The organism is Candidatus Woesearchaeota archaeon (genome assembly GCA_018303425.1).
Lineage (GTDB): Archaea > Nanobdellota > Nanobdellia > Woesearchaeales > JAGVYF01 > JAGVYF01.
This window is the reverse complement of record JAGVYF010000019.1, coordinates 22898-47864: the sequence shown is the minus strand read 5'-3', so window position 1 is coordinate 47864 and position 24967 is coordinate 22898. Positions and strand designations below refer to the sequence as shown.

At 32.8% G+C, this 24967-nt stretch carries 23 protein-coding genes and 1 pseudogene; 14 read left to right on the top strand and 10 right to left on the bottom strand.

What is annotated here, in order from left to right; translation table 11 throughout:
• Position 1 precedes the first annotated feature (1 nt).
• Positions 2 to 784, bottom strand: a complete 783-nt coding sequence (locus J4418_03215) for an undecaprenyl-diphosphate phosphatase (protein ID MBS3113065.1) — start codon at positions 782 to 784, stop codon at positions 2 to 4.
• 108 nt (positions 785 to 892) lie between these two features.
• Positions 893 to 3511 carry an ATP-dependent helicase gene (locus tag J4418_03210; protein ID MBS3113064.1) on the bottom strand — a complete coding sequence of 873 codons (2619 nt, stop codon included), beginning with the start codon at positions 3509 to 3511 and terminating at the stop codon, positions 893 to 895.
• Between the two features lie 325 nt (positions 3512 to 3836).
• Between J4418_03210 and J4418_03205 the strand changes: the two genes are divergently transcribed.
• On the top strand, positions 3837 to 5483 hold the full coding sequence (locus J4418_03205; GenBank protein MBS3113063.1) for a TCP-1/cpn60 chaperonin family protein: 1647 nt from the start codon (positions 3837 to 3839) through the stop codon (positions 5481 to 5483).
• A 393-nt stretch (positions 5484 to 5876) separates the two neighbouring features.
• Here J4418_03205 and J4418_03200 read toward each other — a convergent pair whose 3' ends face one another.
• The gene (locus J4418_03200) at positions 5877 to 6017 is read right to left on the bottom strand and encodes a hypothetical protein (protein ID MBS3113062.1); all 141 of its coding nucleotides are present in this window, start codon (positions 6015 to 6017) and stop codon (positions 5877 to 5879) included.
• Between the two features lie 122 nt (positions 6018 to 6139).
• Between J4418_03200 and J4418_03195 the strand changes: the two genes are divergently transcribed.
• The 5 genes from J4418_03195 to J4418_03175 all read left to right on the top strand — a co-directional run bounded on the left by J4418_03195 (position 6140) and on the right by J4418_03175 (position 10978).
• The gene (locus J4418_03195) at positions 6140 to 6667 is read left to right on the top strand and encodes a hypothetical protein (GenBank protein ID MBS3113061.1); all 528 of its coding nucleotides are present in this window, start codon (positions 6140 to 6142) and stop codon (positions 6665 to 6667) included.
• A gap of 2 nt (positions 6668 to 6669) precedes the next feature.
• A complete protein-coding gene (locus J4418_03190) occupies positions 6670 to 8349 on the top strand; it encodes a hypothetical protein (GenBank protein MBS3113060.1) in 1680 nt (559 codons plus the stop codon).
• A gap of 42 nt (positions 8350 to 8391) precedes the next feature.
• A complete protein-coding gene (locus tag J4418_03185; GenBank protein ID MBS3113059.1) occupies positions 8392 to 8598 on the top strand; it encodes a hypothetical protein in 207 nt (68 codons plus the stop codon).
• A gap of 192 nt (positions 8599 to 8790) precedes the next feature.
• On the top strand, positions 8791 to 10686 hold the full coding sequence (gene thrS, locus J4418_03180; GenBank protein MBS3113058.1) for a threonine--tRNA ligase: 1896 nt from the start codon (positions 8791 to 8793) through the stop codon (positions 10684 to 10686).
• Between the two features lie 31 nt (positions 10687 to 10717).
• Positions 10718 to 10978 (top strand): hypothetical protein, encoded by a 261-nt coding sequence (locus J4418_03175; GenBank protein ID MBS3113057.1) that lies wholly within the window; start codon positions 10718 to 10720, stop codon positions 10976 to 10978.
• Here the strand turns inward: J4418_03175 and J4418_03170 are convergent.
• A complete protein-coding gene (locus tag J4418_03170) occupies positions 10953 to 11699 on the bottom strand; it encodes a hypothetical protein (GenBank protein MBS3113056.1) in 747 nt (248 codons plus the stop codon). The two genes, J4418_03175 and J4418_03170, sit on opposite strands and share 26 nt — an antisense overlap.
• Positions 11700 to 11768: 69 nt before the next feature.
• Between J4418_03170 and J4418_03165 the strand changes: the two genes are divergently transcribed.
• The 4 genes from J4418_03165 (at position 11769) to J4418_03150 (ending at position 12900) form a co-directional block, all read left to right on the top strand.
• Complete coding sequence (locus J4418_03165) at positions 11769 to 12035, top strand: hypothetical protein (GenBank protein MBS3113055.1); 267 nt, start codon at positions 11769 to 11771, stop codon at positions 12033 to 12035.
• Positions 12036 to 12199: 164 nt separating this feature from the next.
• Positions 12200 to 12436, top strand: coding sequence for a hypothetical protein (locus J4418_03160; GenBank protein MBS3113054.1), 237 nt, complete (start codon positions 12200 to 12202; stop codon positions 12434 to 12436).
• Between the two features lies 1 nt (position 12437).
• The gene (locus J4418_03155) at positions 12438 to 12626 is read left to right on the top strand and encodes a hypothetical protein (protein MBS3113053.1); all 189 of its coding nucleotides are present in this window, start codon (positions 12438 to 12440) and stop codon (positions 12624 to 12626) included.
• Positions 12627 to 12732: 106 nt separating this feature from the next.
• Entirely contained in the window at positions 12733 to 12900 is a 168-nt protein-coding gene (locus tag J4418_03150; GenBank protein MBS3113052.1) for a hypothetical protein, read from the top strand.
• Positions 12901 to 12930: 30 nt separating this feature from the next.
• On the opposite strand, the gene J4418_03145 is transcribed toward J4418_03150, so the two are convergent.
• Complete coding sequence (locus tag J4418_03145) at positions 12931 to 13617, bottom strand: hypothetical protein (GenBank protein ID MBS3113051.1); 687 nt, start codon at positions 13615 to 13617, stop codon at positions 12931 to 12933.
• 259 nt (positions 13618 to 13876) lie between these two features.
• Between J4418_03145 and J4418_03140 the strand changes: the two genes are divergently transcribed.
• The 3 genes from J4418_03140 (at position 13877) to J4418_03130 (ending at position 16929) form a co-directional block, all read left to right on the top strand.
• On the top strand, positions 13877 to 15253 hold the full coding sequence (locus J4418_03140) for a hypothetical protein (protein ID MBS3113050.1): 1377 nt from the start codon (positions 13877 to 13879) through the stop codon (positions 15251 to 15253).
• On the top strand, positions 15250 to 15471 hold the full coding sequence (locus tag J4418_03135; GenBank protein MBS3113049.1) for a hypothetical protein: 222 nt from the start codon (positions 15250 to 15252) through the stop codon (positions 15469 to 15471). The genes J4418_03140 and J4418_03135 overlap by 4 nt, the downstream gene beginning before the upstream one ends.
• Positions 15472 to 15567: 96 nt before the next feature.
• Complete coding sequence (locus J4418_03130; protein MBS3113048.1) at positions 15568 to 16929, top strand: signal recognition particle protein Srp54; 1362 nt, start codon at positions 15568 to 15570, stop codon at positions 16927 to 16929.
• Here J4418_03130 and J4418_03125 read toward each other — a convergent pair.
• The 3 genes from J4418_03125 to polX are packed head-to-tail and all read right to left on the bottom strand — an operon-like array spanning position 16922 to position 19872.
• A complete protein-coding gene (locus tag J4418_03125; GenBank protein ID MBS3113047.1) occupies positions 16922 to 17320 on the bottom strand; it encodes a hypothetical protein in 399 nt (132 codons plus the stop codon). The genes J4418_03130 and J4418_03125 overlap by 8 nt on opposite strands.
• 4 nt (positions 17321 to 17324) lie before the next feature.
• A complete protein-coding gene (locus J4418_03120) occupies positions 17325 to 18140 on the bottom strand; it encodes a MinD/ParA family protein (GenBank protein ID MBS3113046.1) in 816 nt (271 codons plus the stop codon).
• 34 nt (positions 18141 to 18174) lie between these two features.
• Positions 18175 to 19872, bottom strand: a complete 1698-nt coding sequence (polX, locus tag J4418_03115) for a DNA polymerase/3'-5' exonuclease PolX (GenBank protein ID MBS3113045.1) — start codon at positions 19870 to 19872, stop codon at positions 18175 to 18177.
• An 83-nt stretch (positions 19873 to 19955) separates the two neighbouring features.
• Here polX and J4418_03110 point away from each other — a divergent pair.
• Positions 19956 to 21123 (top strand): annotated as a pseudogene (locus tag J4418_03110) (DNA helicase UvrD).
• Between the two features lies 1 nt (position 21124).
• Here J4418_03110 and lonB read toward each other — a convergent pair.
• Both lonB and J4418_03100 read right to left on the bottom strand, forming a co-directional pair.
• Positions 21125 to 22486, bottom strand: a complete 1362-nt coding sequence (gene lonB / locus J4418_03105) for an ATP-dependent protease LonB (protein MBS3113044.1) — start codon at positions 22484 to 22486, stop codon at positions 21125 to 21127.
• Complete coding sequence (locus J4418_03100) at positions 22483 to 24531, bottom strand: ATP-binding protein (protein MBS3113043.1); 2049 nt, start codon at positions 24529 to 24531, stop codon at positions 22483 to 22485. Before J4418_03100 ends, lonB begins: the two co-directional genes overlap by 4 nt.
• Positions 24532 to 24967 lie beyond the last annotated feature (436 nt).

Genomic DNA, 24967 nt, shown 5'->3' with positions numbered 1-24967 from the left:
TTTATAAAATTAGCGGTGTAAATGAAATTAAACCTAATAAAATACAAAAATATCCAAAGTTAAATTTCTTTGCAAACTGAGTAAGAAAATTAAGAGTAAATAATCCAATTATAAAAGAAAACACCATTGCAAGCAACAAATAATAACTGAAAGTTACTTTGTCTAATAATATTAAAACAATTTCTGCACCAAACACTGCAGGGATTGACATAAGAAAACTTAATGATAATGCAGTTTCAGGATTATAGCCTCTAAATATTAAAACTGACACAGTTAAACCAGATCTGCTCAATCCCGGAAGCCCTGCAAAAGGTTGCACAAAACCTGCCAAGATTCCATCAAAAGTAGTTGGTAATTTTTTGAGAGTTTGGTTTTTTATGAATAATTGTAAAAAGCCGGTGATAATTAACAAAATTCCGATAAATGCTGTTGCTAAATTACCATTAAAATCTAATTTATCCAAACCGAAAAGTAATATTGGCAAACCAATAATCCCAGTTACAATTGTTGAAGCAACTAAAAAGTTTGTCAAATTATTATAAGGAGTTTCTTTAAAAGAATAATGTCTAAGATTCTTTAACAATTTTAATATTTGTTTTCTAAAAAACACAACTGCCGCAAGTAAAGTCCCTGAATGAAGCCAGATTGACAAATATACTGCATCTGTTAATGATGAATTAAAGAAATAAATCAGAATCAGTGAATTAACCCCCTCAGAGCTAATCGGTAACCACTCCGCTATGCCTTGCACAATTCCTAAGATAACTGCTTGAAATAAATCCATGAAAGAGGTATTCTTTATATAAATATAAATTTATCTTATATCCGATATTGAGATTATAAAAAAGTAATAACTGCATTCGTAAAACTCAATTTTATAAAAGTATTACTCCTATTCAGATTTAGTAGTTTTCTTCATATTCAGCCCAATCTGCGCTTTAACCAATCCGTGCATTTTTCTTAAAAAATCAACCCGCTCATCTACTTTGAACAAGTCAGCGTAACCTTGCGCGATTATGTTGAATGAAAATGGGGATGGGATTTTTGTAGATTGTTCAGTTACTTTAATTTTTTTTTCTTCCACAAGTTCCAAAACTTTAACGGCATTTCCAATGTCCATCAAGTCTTCAAGTACTTCTCTCCGTGCTTCTTTCAAGATGGAGAAATTAGGGGAAATCCGCCTCACGGCATTTAAAAGAATCATAGAACTTACTTGCTGCCTTCCAACATTTTTCTTTCTGCCCATATAGTTCCTTAAAATCATCAGCGATCTCCCTGCGCAATGTCTAAACCTTCTTCTTAGTACCTCAGATTTTTCAATTGCAAGATCCATTAGCTTTCTTAATTCTTTTGACTTCAACATTTCAAAGGCTTTCAACGGGTTAATTGGTTTGTCAGAGGCAACATAAAATCCATTATCGCGGATACCAACTTCAACATCTCTATGTTGAGTTCTAAAAATTACAAATGCAACTGCTCTTGCAAGCACATCATTAACCCTTCTGCCAAAATTAGAATGAAATATGCTATACTTTTTTTGACCATCATTATAATTTTCAATAAGCAGCCACCGGAGATTGGGGATCCCAATAAAAAGATATTGATCATACATATAACTATAAATCGCTTCTGCTGCAACTTCATCTACATAAAGATACTTATGAATAAATTGTAATATCTCTTTTTTATTTACTTTGCTATTAAACTGGTCTTGCATCAACCCCCTAAACCTTTGAATTTCAGTGCCAAGGTCAAATGACAAAGGCAACATTTCTGATACCCAACTCGGAACTGTAGGAGTTTTACCTTGGGCAGCGTTTACCTGCGCAACCATTCCACGCGCAAATTTAAACTGGTAAGTATTCCCCCCTAAAACAAAAATATCGCCGGATTTTAATTTCTCAAGAAAACCTTCATCAACTGTGCCAATACTTTGCGTTCCAATCTTTACGACAATGCCATGCTGATCCGGAATAGTGCCGATGTTTGTCATGTAAAGAACCCGAGCCATTTTACCGCGTCTGCCGATTTTGCCTTCTTCAAACCAAATTTTTCCATAAACGTGCCTATCCTCCAGCGAAATAAATTTACCTGACAAATAATAAATAACCTCTATAAAATCGTCCATTGACAAGTCTCTGTAACAATATGATTGTTTAACTAACCTATAAAGTTCTTTAGTTTCAATAACTTCGTCAATCGCAAACCCATAAATTTGCTGCGCAAGCACATCTAAACAATTAGAGGGGATATGTATTCTGTCAATTTTTTTTTCTACTGCATTTTTTAATAAAACGGAACATTCTACAAGATCGTCACGATCCATTACAATTATTCTTCCTTTTGTGATAGAATGCAACTGATGCCCTGACCGGCCCACGCGTTGCAAAGCTCTTGCAACGCTTTTCGGTGAACCTAATAAAATCACAAGATCAATGTAACCTATGTCAATGCCCAACTCTAAAGAAGTCGAACATACAACTGCTTTCAGTTTGCCTTTTCTTAAACTTTCTTCAATATTCAATCTATGTTCTTTTGAAAGTGAGCCATGATGTGCCCCAATTAAAGATGAAACTTCGTCTGGCGAACCTTCTTTGATCTCTGAATATTTTTGCGGGAATTTGTCTTTCAAATGATGCACGACTCTTTCAGTCCCCGCCCTTGTGTTTGTAAAAATGAGAGTAGTTTTATGCTCATGTATTAATTTATCAATAAGATCATATGTTTTCTTTGATAATGTTTGATAATCAATATTGACTAGATCCGGCACTGGACTTATTACTTGCAAATCCAGTTCTTTAATAAACTGCACATCAACAATTTTACATGAACGTTTAACCCCTACTAAAAATTGAGCAACTTCTTCTAAAGGCGAAACCGTTGCGCTTAAACCAACCCTTGCCATACCTGGAGAAAGCCTCTGAAGTTTTTCCATTGTTAACGATAAGTGCACACCCCTCTTGTTATCTGCCAATGCATGAATTTCATCGATAATGCACCACTCTACATTGTTAAGTTTATCCCTAAACTTTGGAGAAGACAGCAGAATAGACAGTGATTCCGGCGTAGTAATTAAAATATGGGGCGGATTTTTCAACATCTTAGCTCTTTCGCTTTGGGGGGTATCACCTGTACGCACGGAAATTCGGATAGGGAATTGTTTTTTTTCTAACTCTTCCATCTGTTGCAATGGTTCAACTAAATTCTTTTTTATATCATTGTTTAGCGCTTTCAATGGCGAGATATAAACACAATAAACCCTATCTTCCAATTTTCCTTTTTCAGCAGAATCAATTAATTCGTTAAGCACAGATAAAAAACCCGTCAATGTTTTAGTTGCGCCTGTCGGCGCTGAAACTAGAATATTATTTCTTGAATGTATCTCTGAAACCCCATATAACTGCGGCAATGAAAAATCTTTAAATTTCTTGAAGAACCAATTACTGATTATAGGATTCAAAAGCTTTTTTAATACCGCTGCGCTGTCAGGTTTATCTTTAAATGTTATCATTTGATTGGTCCTATCGTCCTATCACTTACTAAGAAAATATCTTTTTTAGACTATACTTTCGAGTTTTTATATATAAAGGTTTGGGTAAGTTAATGCTGTTTCAAAGGCACCCCATCATTAATTAGTAACTGATAATCGATTATTAAAATAATTCTTACATAGATAGAATTTAATTTAATACCGGTATATTAACAATGGACTTTCAAAATATCCCGGTCTACCGCAATCTTTATAAAGAACCATTTAATCTTAAACTTAACCTAAACAGGTGATAGTTCTTAAAAATTAAAGAAAGCTAGAAAGAATTGATAGGAGGAAAATTAAAATGACAAATCAGGTTCAACCAATATTTATTTTACCCGAGGGTACACAAAGGACAACTGGCAGAAATGCCCAAAGAAATAACATTGCCGCAGCTAAATTAGTAGCTGAAGCGGTACGCACAACCCTAGGTCCTAAAGGAATGGACAAGATGATTGTTGATTCGCTAGGTGATGTGACAGTAACAAATGATGGGGTAACAATATTACAGGAAATGCAAATTGAACACCCAGCAGCTAAAATGTTGGTTGAAGTTGCAAAAACTCAAGAAAATGAAGTTGGAGATGGCACAACTACGGCAGCAATTCTTGCTGGCGAATTGCTAAAAAAAGCTGAACAATTATTAGATATGGACATTCATCCAACTGTACTCTCAAAAGGTTACGGCATTGCAGCTGAGAAAGCCCAAGAAATATTAAAAGAACTTGCAGTAGATATTGAAACAAACGATAAAGAAATTCTAAAAATGATTGCTTCAACTGCAATGAACGGCAAAGGTGCAGCAGTTGCAAAAAATAAACTTGCAGAAATAGCAGTTAATGCAATCATAAAAATCACTGAAGTAATTGATGGCAAAAAAAGCGTTATAATCGATAATATCAAAATTGAAAAGAAAGTTGGTTCCGGCGTAGAAAATACTGAATTAATTGAAGGCATCATACTTGACAAAGAAAGAGTGCATTCAGGCATGCCAACATTAGTAAGGAATGCAAAAATCGCGTTAATTGATTCGGCTATTGAAGTTAGATCAACCGAAACTGATGCAAAAATACAAATAAATGATCCGTCACAAATACAAGCATTCCTTGATCAGGAAGAAAAAATGTTGCGTAACATGGTTGAAAAAGTGGCAAACTCCGGCGCTAACGTTGTTATATGCCAAAAGGGCATTGACGATATTGCGCAGCATTACCTTGCAAAGAAAGGAATATACGCAGTAAGGAGAGCCAAAAAATCAGATATTGAAAAATTAGCTAGAGCGACAGGTGCTAAGATTGTTACCAATCTTGACGATTTGACGCCGGCAGAACTGGGGAAATCGGGTATAGTGGAAGAAAAGAAAGTTGGTGACGAACAAATGACTTTTGTGCGAGAATGTATCAACCCCAAAGCTGTTACAATTCTCGTCAGGGGTGGCACTGAGCATGTAATTGATGAAGTAAAGAGAGCGTTAGATGATTCAATCGGAGTACTTGCTTCAGCAATTAGAAATGGTAAAGTTGTAGCTGGCGGCGGAGCAATTGAGATCGAACTTGCTAAAAAATTAAGATATTTTGCAGATTCATTATCAGGCAGAGAACAGCTTGCAGTTAATGCTTTTGCGGATGCTATTGAAGTAATACCAAGGACATTAGCTGAAAATGCCGGCCTAGATCCAATTGATATGATAACTGGATTAAAAGCTGCGCATGATAGGGGACAAAAATGGGCCGGTGTTGATGTATTCAACGGCAAAGTTACAGACTCATGGGCTGACGGGATAATCGAACCTTTACAGATTAAAACTCAGGCAGTACAATCCGCGGCTGAAGTTGCTATAATGATATTAAGAATTGATGATGTTATAGCTGGAGCTTCCGGTGGCGCGCAACAGGGAATGCCACCTGGCGGGATGGGTGGAATGCCTCCTGGAATGGGCGGTATGATGTAAAGAGGACTTTGCATAATTCTTTTTTTAGGCAAACCCCTCAATGAGAATTTGGAATGGCGTAATTTTAGCCTTTATAAATCAAAATCTCCCCTGCGAGTCAAATACTAAATTGGAGATTTTTAAGACCCTATTTTTCCAATATAACCCTCAGCGGTATAGCAAATGTGTTAAATAATCGTATATTTATCCATACATTTGCTTATTAGTAATTGTGAAAAATGTACGAAAATTATTCACAATTACTATACACTGGTGGAAAAATAAGATTTTATTTACTTTTTGAAATTTATTTAGCTAAAAATTCCTTTTTGCAAAGCTCTCTAAAGATGTCTTTCTATAACAAATTGCAGATATAGACACAAGTAAAAGATTAGAAAATAATGAATAAACAAATCAATATATATTTGAAAGATATTTAGAATCTCCGGGGATTAACAAGTTAATCTCTCCAGGCAAAACTCTTAATAAAATCTCTTTATGCCTGCCGACATAATCACCATCAATTTCAACAGGCTCAAGATTAACTGATTTCACTACTCTGAAGTAATGTAAACCACTAACAAAACCTTTATAAATACTAAAAGGGTAAACTTTAGTATAACATAAATTATTATATATTCAAATATATACACAAATACTAAAAATGGTGATAGATAATGATTAAAAGTGATATTGATAAACTTGAAGCATTAAGGGATGAAATTGATTTAATGAAATCCAGAAGACCAGAATCAAAGTCAAAAGTTCCTGAACAAAAAGACGTAACGGCATCAATGGAAAAGTTAACTGAGACATTAAATAATTTCATGAAAACATTTGAAGAAGCAACTGATGAGATGAAGCTTGAAGAAAAAGAAGAAGAACTTTTTATAAGAGAACTTAAGCCTTTGCATGAAAAAATGGGCATAATAATTGAACAAAACGAAAAGATTGCTAAAGGCATAATTGCAGTTGCTAATATGTTAAATTCTGATATTCCTTTTATTAAAAGGATGGTGACACCAAGTTCAGGTGGAAATAGGTCTATGTTTGAACCTCAAAAATTAAATTTTGGAGAAATGCCCCAGATGCAAAGACCTATGGCTCCCAGGTCAATGGAAAGCCCAAATTTAACTGGCGCCCCAATGCCCTCTCCGCCAAGGCCAGGGGATAATAAAAAAAAATTTAGTAATTTATTTAAATAAAAATGAGTCCTTTACAGCCCAGAAAAGTTAGAAGGTTACTAAAACATTTTAAAAATATTAAAACAAAAAACGTTGAAAAAATTAAACCTGAACTAACAAAAGGAAGGGTAAAATTTCAGGAACCAATACCTGAACTGATTAGTTCTATAAAATCCATGAAAAGTGATTTTAAAATTGACCCCCCTAAGCTAATTATCAATACAGTAGAAAATAAAGAACTTCCTTTTTTAAAACAAAAATTAGCTGCAACTGAAAATCTGCTTAGTCAGGATGAACGCAGACTTTATGAGATTTTTTCAGAGATTAATGAATTAAAAGAAAAATTTGAAAAACAAGACTTGGAAAAAAATGAGCAAGATCAAAAGATTAAGGAACTTGAAAAAGAGATACAATTAATAGCATCAAAACCGCCTAATGATATTCAAACAAGGCAATTAAATGAACAAAAACAAATAAACTCTGAAAATGCAGAAGAACCAAAAACAAATAAGTTTAAAAGATTATTACATCCTTTCAAAAATATTAAAGACCCTAAAGAAGAAGAGAAAATTAGATTGTTGTCTAAACCACAAAAAACTGAATCTGATGAACAAATTACAAATTTAAATTACCTTTTAAATCCTAAAATTGATTTACCCCAGACATCTGCAGGTACAATAAAAAATACTGAATTCCCTTTATTAAAACCAACCAGTATGATTGCAGAGAAAAATATTAGCCAAAATGAATGCAGACTTAATAATTTATTCTCTGATATCAATGAATTAAAAGAAAAATATGAGAAGCATGATATTGAAAATAATGAATCCGGCCTGAAATTTAATGCGCTTGAAGAAACAATACATATAAAAAAATCTACGGCGATGGAACATGAACTTGATAAAGATAAACTCTATGAATTATTTTCAAACATAGGCGGATTAAAAGAAGAAATTGAAAAACAAAAATCTGAAGGAGAAGAACAAGATCAAAAGATTAAGGAACTTGAAAAAGAAATACAATTAATAGAAACAAAAAAATCTAATGATGCCAAACAGACTCTGCAATTAAATCAGTCTAAAACCGAAAAACTAATAATGGATAAAGACAAAAAAGTTAATACTTTGCAAAATACATTAATACTTATGCAAAACAAACTTAACCAATTAATCAAAATTAAAGTTAAAGAAGAGAATGATAAAATGAAAGAAAACAAAACCAAATTAAACGATATAGATAAATCAATCACGAAATTTGAAATAAAACTTATTAGGCTTCAAAGTAAACATAGTCAAAAAAAATTAATGCCATTAATGAAAAAAATTCAAAATTTAAAGGATAAGTATAATGAGATAGCCATAAAACTAAAAAGTAAAGAAAATTTTAATGTTGCCACAATTGAATTGGATAAAGTACCTAAAATTCCCGATATTATTGAAACTAAAAATATCAAAAAGAGTTTATTTGAAAAAGAAGCTTCAGAACTGCTTTCCGGGTATAGGAACGAAACTTCTCGTGAAACGTTGCCTATCAGTTTAGACCTGCCTGACATCACACAGGGTACAATAGAACTTGATTTGGATTTACCTGACCCAGTTCCGAATCCAACTTCAATAAGACCGATTACAAAAACTAAAAAAAAGGCCGGATTTTTGGAAAATGTAGGCCTGGAAGTTAAAAAGTTTCTGCATATTGGTTCTTGAGAATATAAATAAATAAATACTCCGAATTCATCATTAGTTTTAATGATAAATAATAATTTAGAGAAAAAAATTAATTCAGGTTTAATCCTTCCGAGACTTCACATTAAAAAAAGTAAATGGTATCAGTTAGGTTATGAAATGGCAGAAAAAGCCAGATCTGAAGGAAGAATTACGAGATATCCAATTGGTTTTGATCCGGATGATAAAACCGAGTATATGGTAAGGTTAATAGATAAGGACTATTATTAATTATCCGGGCAGTGTTTCCAAATAATCTATATTGAGATTTAGATATTTTAGTAAACCCTTATTAAACTATACCAACCCAATTTTCCAAAGCCTGCTACTGAAGTTATAACGATTTGAAAACACTGTCATTATCCGTAAGCTTTTTATAAACTAGTCCTATTTCTTTTATGAAGAAGTAAAAAGTGATTATAAATGGTTAAAATTACATTTTTAGATGGAAGTTCAAAGAATTTTAAGGAAGGAGTTACTGGCTTAAAAATAGCTGAAAGTATTTCTGAGGGATTAACTAGGTCTGCGCTTGCTATCAAAGTAGATGATAAAGTATGGGATTTGTCAAGAGAAATCAAGCACGATACAAAAATACAAATATTAACATTTAAAGATAAAGAGGGTATTGAAATATTTAGGCATTCTACTGCGCACATTTTAGCTGACGCAGTTATACAATTATTCCCCTATGCAAAATTAACTATTGGTCCAGTTGTTGATGAGGGTTTTTATTATGATATTGACCATGAACCTTTCACGCCAGAAGATTTATCTAAAATTGAGGCTAAAATGAAAGAAATTGCCAATGCTAAGCTGAAATTTGAACGTAAAGAAGTAACAAAAAAAGAAGCGCTTCAAATTTTTCTTGACAATCCGTATAAAACTGAGATGATTAGAGAACTTAAAGAAGATTCCATTACAATATATCAACAGGGCAAATTTATTGACCTCTGCAGGGGTCCGCATGTGCAGCATACCGGGCAGATTAAAGCTTTCAAGTTAACTAAAATTGCAGGCGCTTATTGGAGAGGAAATGCTAAAAATAAAATGTTGCAGAGAGTTTATGGTATCTCTTTTGCAGACAAAAAAGATTTGAACCAATATTTAGAAATCATTGAAGAAGCAAAGAAAAGAGACCATAGAAAAATTGGTAAAGATTTAGACTTATTCTCGTTTCATGAAGAAAGCCCGGGGTTTCCATTCTGGCACCCAAATGGCATGTATCTATACAACAAACTTATTGAATATGCAAGACAAGAAAATAGAAAAAGAGGTTATGAAGAGATTAGAACTCCAACAATTTTAAACGCGTCACTCTGGAAACTTTCAGGGCACTGGGACAATTTTAAAGAAGCAATGTATTTCACTAAAATCGATAACGAAGATTATGCAGTTAAACCTATGAACTGTCCGGGGGGATTATTAATTTACAATACCAAAATTCATTCATATAAAGAATTGCCAATAAGAAATGCCGAATTCGGTTATGTCCATAGACATGAATTATCAGGGGTATTATCCGGATTAATGAGAGTAAGAGCATTTACACAGGATGATGCGCATGTATTTTGCACTGATGAACAATTACAAACCGAAATAATCGATATGTTGGAATATGCAATCGACATTTATGGAACTTTTGGATTTAAAGAAATTAGCACCTTCATTGCTACAAGACCTGAAAAATCAATAGGCACTAACGAAGAGTGGGAATTTGCAATCAACTCTTTAACAGGGGCATTAAGCAAGAAAAAACTGGACTATAAAATTAAAGAAGGGGAGGGCGCATTCTATGGCCCAAAAATAGAGTTTAATCTTAAAGATGCTCTAGGCAGAAACTGGCAATGCGGAACTATCCAAGTAGATTTGTCTATGCCTAAAAGATTTAAAGCAATATATGATTCAGATGATGGCACTAGAAAAACTCCAATCATGATTCACAGAGCGATTCTGGGTTCACTTGAAAGATTTATTGGTATGGTTATTGAAAATTATGGTGGAAGGTTCCCACTATGGATAAACCCTAGACAAGTAGCTGTTCTTTCTGTATCTGAGAAAGGCGAAAATTATGCTAAAAAAATTTATGAAAAATTGTTTAACGCCGGTTTTAGAGTTGAACTTGACACCAGATCTGAATCTATTCCTAAAAAAGTCAGAGATGCGCAACTTAAACAGTGCAACTATATTTTAGTGGTAGGAGAAAAGGACAAAGAAACCGGAACTGTAACCCCACGTACACGTGATGGTGAAATTCAAAATGCTTTGAAAGTTGATGATTTTGTAACAAGATTACAGAAAGAAATTAATAATAAACAATAGATTTTTATTGTCCTTTCATTTCGTAGTTATCATGAAAAGATTAATAATGTTATTATTAATATGGATTTTAATAATTCAGCAAGTTTATGCCGGTACTACGCAAGCAAGTTTCACGATTTCAGAGAATCAAATAACTGGCGCGGTTGTTGGAGTTGATAATCAAACCGGAACAGAAAATAGTAATGACACAAATAATTTAATAACTGGTGCAGTTGTAGGCGCGAATAAGGGTTTTTCAGAATTTTGGAACCTGGTTAAAGGATTTTTTATTCAGCTTCTTGCCAAAATTTAAAAAATAATATTTTGAGGTTTTCTGCAAATTTTTGGTTTTCGATAAATATTACACCGCCGAATGTGATTGGATCTTCATGCACAAGTTTTAATAAAACCTTTTTACTATCAATAATATCGCATCGTGTAAAATCAAGGTTTGCTCTTTTTACTTGAAATTTAGTTTTATCAAGAAAATTTAAAATCAAAGGAAGTTCTATGCCCAGGGGATAAATTGCTTTGAACATAACGCCTCTATTAATTGCATTTCCAATTTCTTTTTCCCATAAAGTCTTGCTTTCTCTATTCGATTTAGGTTTATGGTGAATATTTATTATTTGTAATACTTCACGTTCGGCCTCATGAAAAGTTCTTAATTGCAGTCTTTTATTATCTTTCACATTTGTCCCAATTTCAAAAAAATGAGTTTGCCTATTTGCTTTTTGATCAAAATGCGTGGCTAAATCATGGAGTTTATCGGTAACACTTTGCTGTTTAAGTTCATAATCTCTAATTAATTTAGAAATAATAATGGAAACGTTTTCAATATACAAATGTTTAGGCCTTGTGCTTGTTTCCTGTACTAATCCTTTTTCTAATAATTGTTTAACTACTGTCGATATTTTTCCGGCAGGGATTCCAGTTACTTTACTTAACTCTTTCAGAGTATATCGTTTACTAAATAGTACTTCTAACGCTTTACTTTGGTAAGTCGATAAGCCTAACGCTTTTAGTTCTTCCATTTTCATACTTCCGTGGTGTGAAAAGTGCGGAATAATATTTAAATGTGATTGTTTGAGTTAGATATTAAGATGGAAAAAGATAATTTAGGATTCTATGTAGAAGGTTATGATAAATATGAACCCATTGCCTTTCTTGCAGGAATTTCAAAAAATTTGAGAAGGCCAAATATGTTCCAATATTATAGATGTTTTGATTTAGAGGGTTTATTTTGGTACATAGAAAGTATTCCCGAAAAAATCTTATCTAAACCAATCTTCTATACTGGAACGATTACAATCAAAGATGAACGAGCAATTAAGGAGTACAGAAAGACACTCCTTGATAAATTAAAATGAATAGTCGGAGGATGGATGAAAATGAAAAAAATACAGAAAACTAGCATTGAAAAAATATTAAATAAGGGTGATCTAAAATGACAAAATTATACTTAGAAAAAAATTCATAATTTAGATTATATTATCAAAGTGGATTTCATTTTGACCAGGATGATAGAGAAGAAGTGCCTTCTTACATCACAATTGCAAGTGCGAAAACAGTTTCAGATTTAAGGGAACAATTACGCATGTACATTGCATCTAAACCAACAGAAGAATTTGAGCTTAAGATAAGTAAACCTACCCTAGAAGCATTTGAACAGTTTGATACGAGAAATGACCTAGAAAAGATTGTAGGAAAGCATAATACATTTGTGCGAGAAGAACTAATTAAGAAATACAAAGACTACATGAATGATTAAGATGCCAAAATTAACACTACAAAAAAAAATTGAAACTTACAAGATTAGTTTCTGCTATCACCCGGAAGATAAAGAGAATCAGAAATATGTTGAAAAGCTTCTTAATATCGGATACAAGGTTTCAACAATTCCTGTTGCATGCATTCCAACATTGTATGTGAGGCAGATATGGCAACGTGTAAAGCTGTAGGAGAAAAAAGTATTGAAAAGTTAATTGAATGGCTTGAAAAGGATGATGAGTGAATGAATTTAAATGACAAAATTAAAATAGCAGAATAACATTTTTTGACTCTTCTTTGGAAGGACAAGATCCAAAATTATTAGAATTATCTGAAAATTTAAAAAGTGCAGGTTATAAAGTTGATTATACTTACACAACGGGAATACCCGCAATTTTGTATGACAATCCAGGACTGCCAAATTGTATGCACAAAGAAAAAGGAATAGACGCAATCAATAATTGAGTTAATTATCTCTTGAAAAATGATGAATAATTATCTTCTAAAAATAACATTCCCTCTGCCTTTTTTAACTTTCTTTACTAGACCTTTATGTTCCAGCTCAGTTATCATTAATGACATCTTAGCCTCCGACATTGATGGATGATGTTTTCTTATTTCTTTTTGTGTTATTCTTCCATTGTTTTGCTTGATAAGATTTAGAAGGTCATTAAGTTCAGTGTCAACTTTTACTATTTTAATCTCTTGTTTAAGTTGTTCATTCTTAATTGATTTATTATTGTTAACTTGAATTAAACGATACCTCAAAAAGAAAATACCAATAATGAATAGTGCCAGTACATAATAAAACCAATAAGATTCTCTTTCCAAAGTTGTTTCAGGTAATTCAATTACTTCTGTATCATCTTCAAGGTTTGAAAATAATACAAGGTCAACTCTAAATGTTCCTTGCTGTTCAATTAATACAAATTCTTCTGCCATAGAAATTAAGACTTGGTCTTCATAATATTCTGCGCGAAGGTTGTATTCGCCCAAGGGTAGATCAAAAGTATAAAATCCGTAAGGTGAAATGATTTTTTGTATAGGTTTAGAATCAACCGTCACAATTACATTATTAGCTTTATTTAACGATAAATCGTAAATAGTACCTTGAACAGTAGCCGCTTCAACCAATGAAATTGATAAAATAAATATCAAAACAAAAAATAATAAACGTTTCATGTATACTTTAAACGAAATGTGGTTTAAATAGTTTTCTACGAGCAATAGCCAAAATGGGGTTAAAAAGAGCTTTATTTGTTTAAACGAGGCTTTGTAAAGTTTTGTAAAGTGTTAAAGCTTTGATAATTGATTAAAAATGATTTAAAAAAAAAGTAAGTTTATAAACAAAAATCATCAGAATAATACTAACCCAAAAAAAAGATTTGGCGAATTATGTTTTTATAAAATATAATAAAATAAAATAAGGGAGGGATTTATCATGAAAAAAACATACGCATTGATGATTATGTGTTTACTGGTTTTTAGTATTGTTCCTTTGGCATTTGCCGAAGAAGATACTGACAGTACCAATTTAGATAACACAGAATCTGCAAATGTTGAAACAACAAATACTGAAACTGAAAAGACAGATAATTCAGATTCAGTTAAAAGAGAATTAACTCAGAAAGCAAGAAAAGTAGTTGGTGAAGCTGCAAAAACTAAAGAAAACGTATTCAGAGAAATCAAAAAACTTGCAACCGCAGAACAAGCTGAAAGAATTAAAACTCTGGCAAAAGAAGAGTTTAGAGAATTTCAGGAATCAAGGTTAATGCAGGCAGTGAAAAAGTGCAAAGAACAAGGTCTTGAAGGCTGTGAAGTAAAGGCACAAAAAAGGTTAAAACTTGTAGCAAATCTACAACAGAAAGATCTTGAAAGAATCCAAAACATTGTTGAACATAAATCTGAAGCTTTAAGAAAAGTTCAAGAACTTGAGCAGGATGAAAACTTTGAAAAATACAAAAAAGAAAGAGAGTTCAAAGCAAGGGCTTTAACAAAAGAAAAATTAACTAATGCAAGAGATAAACTTGAAAAAGCTAAAGAAAGGTATGAAGTTGCAAAAAATAATTATCAGAAAGCAATGGATAAATTTGAAGAAAGAAAGAAAGAAATAGCTTGTGAAGACGATAATTGTCCTGAAATTAAAGCTGATGCTAAAAAAGTTTTACAACACGCAAGCGAAAGAGTTCTTGAAACTTTAAATCAGTTATTAGAAAGAGTTGATTCTGCTGAATACTTAACTGAAGATGAAGTTGCTAACTCTAAAGCGTTCTTGGAAAAAGAGATTGCAAAAGTTAATGCAATAATGTTAAAAGTTGAAAACTTTGATGAGACTACACCTAAAGCTGATATTAATACAGCGTTCAAAGAATTAAGAAAAGTTACTCAAGAAGCAAATCAAGCAGTAAAAAGGGCTGCAGGTAAACTTGTTAATTCAAGAATAGGTGGAATTGTAATTAGTTCACAACATTTAAAAGTTAAGTTAAACAGGATTATTGAAAGGATGGCTGAAGCTAGTAAAGATACTGGCGCTACCGAACCATTAATTGTTGAGTTTAATAGCTTCCTTGAAAATGCTCAAGCAAACTTTGAACTTGCAAAAACAGAATACGATGCAAGGAATGTTGAAACAGCTCATGAGTATATTACAAAAGCTAAAGAAGCATTGAAGGAAGCACAAAGTGTTTTACAACAGATTGTAAAATCTATTGCTGACAATGACGGAACCGAAGAACTTGAAGATTCAGATTTAGATGAGATTGAAGATCAGATTGATAATGAAAATGAAGATTCAACTGAAGTAGGTGATGCACAATGAAAAAATCTGCAATCTTATTAATCGGAATTGTATTGTTAGTTACAATTATAGGATGCTCAAAAAGCGCGCCTATTCAAGACAATAACGAAGTTCAACAAAGTGCTCAAGCTACTACTCCTGCAATTGATTCAGAAATTAAAGAAGTTGATCAATTAAATCAGGAACTGGATACAAGTGAACTTGACACATTGGAAAGTGATCTAGATATCGAGATCTAGAATTTTGTCTATTTTTATTTATTTTTTTTTATTTACTTATCTAAGTGATAAAATTAGGCGTTAGCTTTATAAAGGTCACTTCGGTCCTCTATCATAATGATACTTGAAAATTTAAGCGAATCCCTCAAGAATACATTAAATAAGATTGCAAAATCTATTTTTGTAGATGAAAAATTAGTGAATGAATTAATCAAGGATTTACAAAAAGCCTTGCTTAAAAGTGATGTTAATGTTAAATTTGTATTTGAACTGACAAATAAAATCAAAGAAAGGGCATTGAAGGATGATGCACCAAAAGGATTATCGAAAAAAGAATTTCTAATTAATATATTATATGAAGAATTAACTAATTTTTTAGGTAAAGAACCTAAAGAACTAGAAATTGAAAAAAAACAACCCTTCAAAATCATGTTAATTGGTTTATTCGGTAACGGTAAAACTACGACTGCAGGAAAACTTGCGAAATTCTATCAAAAACGCGGATATAAAATTGCATTAATGAGCACAGATACATGGAGACCTGCAGCGCTTAAACAATTACAAACCCTTGGTCAAAATTTGAATATTCCAGTATTCGGAGATTCAGCAATAAAAGACCCAGTTGAAATTTATAAAAAATTTGAACATGAACTTTTAAAATATAATTTATTAATAATTGATACAGCCGGCAGAGATGCGCTTAATGATGAACTTGTAGAAGAACTTAAAAAAATTAATTATTGCATAAAAGCTGATGAACGTTTATTGGTGATGGCAGCCGATGTCGGACAAAGCGCGCAAAAACAAGCCGAAACTTTCCATAACACTTGTAATGTCACAGGAGTAATAATAACAAAACTTGATGGCACTGCGAAAGGAGGCGGGGCATTAAGCGCATGCGCAATTACATCTGCGCCGGTAAAATTTCTCGGCACTGGTGAAAAGATAGATGATTTTGAACTTTTTGAACCTAAACGTTTTGTAGGCAGATTACTCGGTATGGGAGACATTCAAACCTTGCTAGAAAAAGCTAAAGATGCAATCAATGAAGAAGATGCAGAAGATTTAGGTAAAAAATTAATGAAGGGGGATTTTAATCTTCTTGACCTTTACCAACAAATGGAAGCTATGAATAAAATGGGCAGCATAGGGAAATTAATGGAAATGATTCCGGGCATGGGGCAAATAAAACTCCCAAAAGATGCATTAAAAATTCAAGAAAGCAAACTGAAAAAATGGAAATTTATCCTGGACTCCTGCACTAAAGATGAACTTGAAGACCCTGAAAAAATAACTTCAACCAGGATTGAAAGAATTGCAAATGGGTCCGGCACTGAAACCAGTGATGTGCGTGAATTATTAAAACAACACAAGCAAACCAAAAAAATGATGAAAATGTTTGGAAGCAGCGCAGGATCTGAAAAAGGGATTAAAAAACTTATGCAAAGAATGGGCGGAAAAGCGCAGGAATTTAGTTAATCATGTCCTTTAAAAGTTTTTGAAATTGTTTAATGGTAATAAAATTAAATGGTTTTATTCGTTCCAAATCATCTGAAAAACGGAGCAAATCTTCATTTTTAGCAGTCAAGTTTAATTCTGAAATAAAAAATTCCTGATTATTTCCTATAAAAGAAATATCTTGATTTATTTGGTCCATGCTTTTTTTAAGGTTCCCTAGAATAGATTCTATTTCTTTTATTTCACTCCAAGCATTTAGATCAAGCTCTCCTAAATGAGTTGTTAAATTAATATCTATATCCTGCAAAGAATCAAACCGTTTTTGTAAAGAAAATATTTGTTCCCTTGGAGTTTTATAAAGTTCTCGTATCTTTAACTGGCCAATTGGAACCTTTTTTTTAAATAATGTCATTAAATTACTCCTTGATTGGCTGATTACCGCTTTCTATCGTAATATATCTGTTTAAAAAGTTTTTTACCCGGCTTTTAAATGGTTGCTTTATAACAACAGAATTTTCAGTTTCTCCCATTATATGTTTTGCAATGTTATGATACATTTTAGTAACTTTGGTTTTAGGACTATAGTACGGTAATGGTGTCGTCTTGGACAAAGATTCAAGAATTTTTATATCATCAGGAAGCACAGCCAAAACAGGAACCTTTGTCTGAGATTCAAGATCTTTTTTTGTAACTTCAAACCGTTTTCCACGTTGTTTATTGATAATTAAGCCAGATATGGGTGTTTTTTGTTGTTTTGCAACTTCAACAGCTTCAATCGTACACCTTAATGTAGGTGTGTCCGGAGTTGTAACAACTATTAATTCATTAGCTGCAACCATTGCCAAAAGCATTTCGTTATTTAAATTCGGAGAAGAATCAATTAATACAAAATCATAATTACGCTTAATCTTAAGAAGTTTCTCTTTGAGTTTAAACACGCTAAACCTATCTGCATTCGGTGTAAAAGTTGAGGGTATAACATCAAAACCCAATTCGTGTTTATATATGGCGCCGCTAGCGCCAATCTTGTCCATCAAAACATCTTTCAATGTAAAATCAGGATTAATTATGCCTATATGATCGCCCAAGTTTGGTGAAGATAGGTTGCCATCCACTAATAATACTTTCTGATTAAAATCTTTAGCAAGAATAGCTCCAAGATTCACAGTCGTAGTAGTTTTTCCAACACCCCCTTTAATTGATATGATACTTATAGTTTTACCATTGCCCATAACAATATTAAATATATTTATGATATATAAAGTTTTACTTTTTAAAGAATTTAATAAGCTCAGAATAGCTCATTGTATTAATAACATCACATTTCTTTGCCCAGCCCCTTCTTGCCTGGCCAATGCCATAAATCATATTATTAAGCTGATATGTGCTATGGGCATCTGTGTTTATTGCAAGCTTTACTTTTTGCTCAACGGCCTCGCGGATAAATGAGTCTTTTAAGTCTAACCTTAAAGGTTGAGAATTAATCTCCAAAGCAATATCGCGCTCTCTTGCTTTTGCAAAAATCTTTGTAAAGTTCAATGAAAAAGAGTCCCGCGCATTGATTAATCTTCCAGTAGGATGACCTATAATTTTTACATAATCATTGTCCATTGCCTTTAAAACTCGTTTTGTATTATCTTTATTAAATCCAGAATGGATTGAAGCCAAAACATAGTCTAGCTGTTTAAGCACATCATCAGAATAATCCAAAGAACCATCTACAAGAATATCAACTTCAGCACTTTTCAGCACCTTGATTCCATTAACTGACCCATTTAACTGGTCAATCTCTTTAATCTGTCCCAATAATTTATTTACTGGCATACCTTTAGCAATCCTTAAAGTTTTAGAATGATCTGTAATCCCAATATAACTATAACCTAGCTTTTTCGCTGCTTCGACCATCTCTGTCAAACTATTATCACCATGACTATAATTAGTATGCGTATGCAGATCTCCCTGCATATCGTTAAATTCTATTAACTGGGGTATCCTATTTTTCTGCGCTGCTTCAATCTCTCCATTATACTCCCTTATTTCAGGAGGAACCCATTGCAACCCTAATTTTTGATATATCTTTTTTTCATCTTTTGATTCAATAACCCTGCCGGTTTTTCTTAAAAATAAACCATACTCATTTAATTTATAACCTTTATTTATAGCAATCTTTCTTAATGCAATATTATGCTCTTTTGAACCTGCAAAATATTGAAATGCTGAACCATATAGTCCAGGTTTTACAACTCTCAAATCTATCTGCACGTTATCCTTTGTCATGATAGAAGCTTTTGTTGAGCCTTTAGCCAGAACCCTTTTTATCTGAGACAGCTCTGTAAAATACTGAATAATTTTTCCAGGCATATCTGAAGTTGCAAGAATATCAACATCGTGCACTGTTTCTTTCATCCTTAAAACAGAACCTGCAAGAGTAACATCTTTGGCAACAGTTTTTAATTTTTTTACTAATTCCATTGCTGAAGGATAAACGTCACCTAGCAACAACCTTGTCTCTCTTTGCTTGACAAGTTTCAGACCTTCTTCAAGATCTTCTTCAGATTTTTTCCCAAACCCTTCAAGTTCCTGTATCTTGTGCTGTTTGATTGCTTTATTTAAATCAGATAAGGATCTAATTTTTAATTCAATGTGTAATTTTTTTATTCTCTTTGGCCCTATGCCCGAAACCTGCATTAATTTAAAAATCCCTTCCGGCAGCTTCTTTTTTAACTTTTCAAAATATCTTAATTTTCCAGTCTCAAGAATCTCGCGAATTTTTTCAGTTATGCTTTTCCCAATTCCGGGAATGTTATCAATCACATTTTCTTCGTAGTATTTAGAAAGCAGTTCAGGCAATAATTCAATCTCCTGCGCAGCCTTTTCATATGCCCTTGGCTTAAACTGCACATCCTGAATTTCAAGAATGTCCGCTATATCATAAAAGATTTGCGCAACTTCTTTATTTGATATTTTATGAAGCCTTTTAACCATTGCAAAAATTAGGTGTTTTGTATATATAAAAGTTTATATAAGATTATTTTTATTACAATGTTATGACTATTATAGCAGATTTACATATACATGGAAAATACTCTAGAGCGACAAAAACTTGAAAAGTATGCAAAGATTAAAGGTGTTTCATTATTAGGAACAGGGGATTTTACACACCCGCAGTGGATAGAGCATTTGAAAGAGTCATTAATTCGAAAAGAAAACGAGATTTATTATACTAAAACTAATTTTCCATTTATGCTTACAACTGAAATTTCTTTAGTTTATACGCAAGATAACAAAGGTCGTCGTGTACATAACCTCGTGCTTGCACCATCATTTGAAGTTGTTTCGCAAATTACTGAATGGCTTAAAACTAAAGGCAGAGTTGACTATGATGGAAGGCCAATATTTAAAATTCCTTGCCCTGAGTTTGTTGAATCGTTGCGTTCAATATCTAAGGATATTGAAGTCATACCTGCGCATATTTGGACTCCATGGTTTGGGTTGCTTGGAAGCAACTCTGGATTTAATTCTGTGCAAGAAGCTTTCCATGATCAAACTAAATATATACATGCACTTGAAACGGGTTTAAGTTCGGACCCTATCATGAACTGGAGACTTTCACAACTTGACAAATATTCGTTAGTATCCTTTTCAGATTTGCACTCATTCTGGCCGCATAAGATTGGAAGAGAAGCAACAATCTTTGATTGTAAACTTTCTTATGACTCAATAATCAAATCATTGCATACTAAAGAAAGACTTGCTGGAACAATTGAAGTTGACCCTGCATATGGAAAATATCATATTGACGGGCACAGAAACTGCAATGTTGCGCTAAAACCTGATGAATCTGTAAAATTAAACAATATCTGCCCGAAATGTAATAAAGGTTTAACCATCGGTGTTGAACACAGAATTGAAGAACTTGCTGATAGGCCCTATGGTTTTAAACCTGCAGATGCTAAAACTTACCACACCTTAATTCCGTTGTCAGAGATTATTTCTGCTATCATGGGTAGGGGCATTATGACTAAATCTGTTGTACAAGAATATAATAAAATTTCTAAAATTGGACATGAATTTAAGATTTTGCTTCATACTCCGCGTGAAGAATTAATCAAATATACGGACATAAAGATTGCTGATGCGATTATTAGGTACAGAAATGGCGAAGTTAAGATTGAGCCAGGGTATGATGGGGTTTATGGGAAACCGTTGTTTTAACTTACGCACTCTTAATCTTCTTCAAAATGTCTTCTTTACCTTTCCATATAAGAATTTGTTCTAAAACCTGAGCAATGTTCTCAACAGGAATAATTTTTATCCTGCCTTCTTTATCTTTATCAAGGATAATATCCTGTACATTTGATTTTGGTACAATTACGGCATTTAAACCCGCTTCTATTGCTGCTTCAACTTTTGCAGAAACTCCCCCGATTGGTAAAACTTCCCCCCTCACGCTTAACGAACCGGTCATTGCTATGTCTTGCCTAACTGGAATTTTATGAAGCGCAGAAATGACCGCAGTTGCAACTGCAATACTGGCAGAATCACCTTCAACACCTTCATATGTTTGTAAAAATTGTACATAAATATCATAGATCTCTTTGATATCTTTTCCAAAATATTTTTTTATTATTGCACTCACGTTTTTTATTGCTTCTTTTGCGATATCACCTAGTTTACCAGTGGCAATTATTTCTGATTCTTTACCGCCAGGCGTTACCTCTGCTTCAATCGGCAAAATTATACCGGAAAATGCACCAGACCCACCAATTACAGCCAACCCATTAACCCTGCCTATTTCTATACCTTTGGTCCTAATAACTTCGTACTCTTTTTTATGTTCAATAAATTTATCAGCTATCTGTTTTTCTAAAGTTCTTGCAATTTTTTTTGCCGCCATAATATGTTTTGGTTCAACAAGTTTAGCTTTTTGTTCAAGCCCAATGTCACCAGCTGCCCTGACAAGCCCGCCAAGTTCCCTTAATCTTAATGTTAAATGGTTTTTACGGTTAGCCATTTTTCTGGCTTCTTCAATTATGACTTCAACAGCAGCTTTTGAAAAATGTGGGATTTTATTATCTTTTACAACTTCTTGCGCAACAAACTGCGCAATTTTCATCCTATTTTCGTCAGTATCAATCATTGTGTCATCCATATAAACTTCGTAGCCATAACCCCGGATTCTTGATCTTAGAGCAGGATGCATATGTTTAATAGTTTCCAAATTTCCTGCGGCAATTAATATGAATCTGCAAGGTACTGGTTCAGTTCTTACCATTGCGCCGGCTGAACGTTCAGATTGCCCAGTTATAGGATATTGCCCTTCCTGCAACGCAGTAAGCAAATCTTGCTGCGTAGAAGGTTTTAAAGTTGCAATCTCGTCAATGAATAAAACCCCCATATGCGCTTTATGTATCATGCCGGCTATAACTCGTTCGTGCGCAGGTGTGCCCAGGCCCCCTGAATTTTTACATAGAATTCCATTAGCAATTAAATTACCTGAATCAGTTGTAACATTATACAATTTGCCCTTATAATGAATTTTTTCTACTCTTGTTACTTTTTCAGATATTAATTTCATGTTTTTGCCTTTTCTCCAAAATGGTTTAAAATTAAATATAATGAATTAGGACTAAGGTTAAGCGTCTTCATCGCATGTTCTGCGCCATAACCTCTTTGTGTCAGTTCATGATATTTATTTATTTTTAATTGCGTCCATTTCCCCAGTGCTCGATATAATCTTTCAACTTTATATTTACAATAATTAATTTTTATATTTATTAAAAAATAGAGAACATTGTCTAACTTTTTTTCGATCAACAAGCGAAAAATTAATGAGTCCGGGCTTGTTGTTTTGCCTTCATAAATTGATGTACATTCAACATCATTTATAGATAAATAGTTTTTCAATTGAGACAAGAAAAATAGTCTGTTTTGTTTAAATTCCAACGTACCAGTTATACCCACTTCTAATGAAGTTAAGTAATTCCCATGTTTATGAATTATTGGTGTTCCAAGTTCTCCGCCTAAAAAAGAACCATAAAACTCTTTTTCAAATTCGGAATTAATCTTTACCCAATTAGGAACAAATAGATTCAGAGTTGTTTTATTTCCTTTAGGAGCGCCCAAAGCCAAAAAGAATCTTATCACATTGCGGTTGGTATTTTTATAACACCAAGAATGACCATATTCTCCGCCTTCAATAATTCTGGAGTTTGTATATTTCTCTAATTGAAATATGTTTTCAATATCTCGACCAAACTCTTCAACTGCTGATTTTTCAGAACTTGAAAGGAAAATGCCATTTAAATTCTCAAAAATTCCACCATCGCCAAAAGTAGCACCTAAAACTTTAGCAATTAATGATAATTGAGGGCTATCAATTTTCAGTGGAAGTAACCCTTTTTGTTTAAGCCAGTTTGCGGTTTGAATTGGAACAGGAGTATGTCTTTGAGCATGCCACCACCTTGTTTTACCAATCTTTTGACCCATAGCATTTGCAATGCGTTTATATCCCCATGTAGGATTTTTTTGTTTAATATTTAAATATTGATAATAAAATTTACACTGTTCTTGTTGTCTTTCATCATAAGTATTAATAATCTCTTGTTCATCAATTAAAATATTCTCATATTTAGAAATAACCTCATCATCTTTTTTGATATTTTGAGCTTCGACATATTTAATTCGGTTATTTTTGTTAATAGCCACTTTATGTTCAGGTGTAACAATAAGTTCCTTATCTTCAGATGTTGTTAATTTTATCATTTCACCATCATAATCATAACGATTGCATGATAAAACTTCAACAGGAGAAATTGAATTGTTTGTTTCACCTAAGATATGTAACTCATTCTTTGACAAGTGAATTGCTTCATAATTATTTAGGTGTTTTTTCATAATTTTGTTTTTATTTTTTTCTAATAATACATCAATTTGATTAATTAGTTTTATTTGAGAAAGATCACTTAGGCCCTGTTTTGTTACTACGGTGAAAGGATAAAAAGTTTGGAACGGATCATGAAGTACATCACCTAACAATGCACCTGCATGCGCACCAGTTGCATCATAGAATGGTGCCTGCTTTCGTTTAAAATTATCAACTATAACTTTAGGCACTTTAACTTTGCCGTTAGCCCTTTGACCAACATTAAGGAATAACATGAAACCCACGATGAACATTACACCCGTTATCATTGACGCTGCAAAAATTATATCTGAAATTTGTTTTGTACTCCATAACCAATAAGGTATAAGTGAAACTGCAAGCACAACGATGAACATTATAATTGTTTGATTTTTGAATGCATTCATACCCTGGAGATTAGATTTCATTGCAATTTCTCTGCCTTCACCAGCTTTCACAGTACGAATTAAAGGCTGATTTTCATCATTAGGATTATTAAAAGAAATTGTATCAAGCAGCTTTTCTTTAGGTAAAAGTTCTGCTAATGCAAGACCAATCATACTCTTCCCTGTACCGGGCTCACCGATTAAAAGAACGTGCCTTCTTTGAAGCGCGGCTTTCTTAATTATCTTAACAGCTATCTCCTGGCCAACTACTTGATTAACAATGCTATTGTCTACCTTAATATCTTTAGTTGATTTTAGGTTTAAATTCACCATCGGATTTATTTATAGAATCAACCTTTATAAGATTTGTGATTTGGGGGTTTTGTCCAGAGTCGTTCCATTATCAATTAGTATTCGTATCTAAAATATAATTGCAAGAAATGGTTCTTGGCGAACTATTATTATTGAGATATACTTATATCTAAATAATGGACTTTCGGAATAAAGCAGATTTTTGGATGCTCTCCTAAAAAGTTCTATAAAACAATTATTGCCAAGAAAATGCAAACCTTTCCAAACTCTAAATTAACATATTCACTAAATTAAAAATCTGCAAAAATAGCCTTGATAATTTCGTATTAAAATGTAGGGACTGACAAATATAAATAAATATATTAAATACAAATAAATTTATTTTCACAGAACCAATTACACGCGATGTTATCCCAAAACTATTAAGCACCCCAAAAAGTTTAAATAGGGAAGCAGT

Coding starts and splice junctions, on each gene's coding strand:
- J4418_03215 (MBS3113065.1), bottom strand. CDS start 784: ATGGATTTATTTCAAGCAGTTATCTTAGGAATTGTGCAAGGCATAGCG.
- J4418_03210 (MBS3113064.1), bottom strand. CDS start 3,511: ATGATAACATTTAAAGATAAACCTGACAGCGCAGCGGTATTAAAAAAG.
- J4418_03205 (MBS3113063.1), top strand. CDS start 3,837: ATGACAAATCAGGTTCAACCAATATTTATTTTACCCGAGGGTACACAA.
- J4418_03195 (MBS3113061.1), top strand. CDS start 6,140: ATGATTAAAAGTGATATTGATAAACTTGAAGCATTAAGGGATGAAATT.
- J4418_03190 (MBS3113060.1), top strand. CDS start 6,670: ATGAGTCCTTTACAGCCCAGAAAAGTTAGAAGGTTACTAAAACATTTT.
- J4418_03185 (MBS3113059.1), top strand. CDS start 8,392: ATGATAAATAATAATTTAGAGAAAAAAATTAATTCAGGTTTAATCCTT.
- thrS (MBS3113058.1), top strand. CDS start 8,791: ATGGTTAAAATTACATTTTTAGATGGAAGTTCAAAGAATTTTAAGGAA.
- J4418_03175 (MBS3113057.1), top strand. CDS start 10,718: ATGAAAAGATTAATAATGTTATTATTAATATGGATTTTAATAATTCAG.
- J4418_03170 (MBS3113056.1), bottom strand. CDS start 11,699: ATGGAAGAACTAAAAGCGTTAGGCTTATCGACTTACCAAAGTAAAGCG.
- J4418_03165 (MBS3113055.1), top strand. CDS start 11,769: ATGGAAAAAGATAATTTAGGATTCTATGTAGAAGGTTATGATAAATAT.
- J4418_03155 (MBS3113053.1), top strand. CDS start 12,438: ATGCCAAAATTAACACTACAAAAAAAAATTGAAACTTACAAGATTAGT.
- J4418_03145 (MBS3113051.1), bottom strand. CDS start 13,617: ATGAAACGTTTATTATTTTTTGTTTTGATATTTATTTTATCAATTTCA.
- J4418_03140 (MBS3113050.1), top strand. CDS start 13,877: ATGAAAAAAACATACGCATTGATGATTATGTGTTTACTGGTTTTTAGT.
- J4418_03135 (MBS3113049.1), top strand. CDS start 15,250: ATGAAAAAATCTGCAATCTTATTAATCGGAATTGTATTGTTAGTTACA.
- J4418_03130 (MBS3113048.1), top strand. CDS start 15,568: ATGATACTTGAAAATTTAAGCGAATCCCTCAAGAATACATTAAATAAG.
- J4418_03125 (MBS3113047.1), bottom strand. CDS start 17,320: ATGACATTATTTAAAAAAAAGGTTCCAATTGGCCAGTTAAAGATACGA.
- J4418_03120 (MBS3113046.1), bottom strand. CDS start 18,140: ATGGGCAATGGTAAAACTATAAGTATCATATCAATTAAAGGGGGTGTT.
- lonB (MBS3113044.1), bottom strand. CDS start 22,486: ATGAAATTAATATCTGAAAAAGTAACAAGAGTAGAAAAAATTCATTAT.
- J4418_03100 (MBS3113043.1), bottom strand. CDS start 24,531: ATGGTGAATTTAAACCTAAAATCAACTAAAGATATTAAGGTAGACAAT.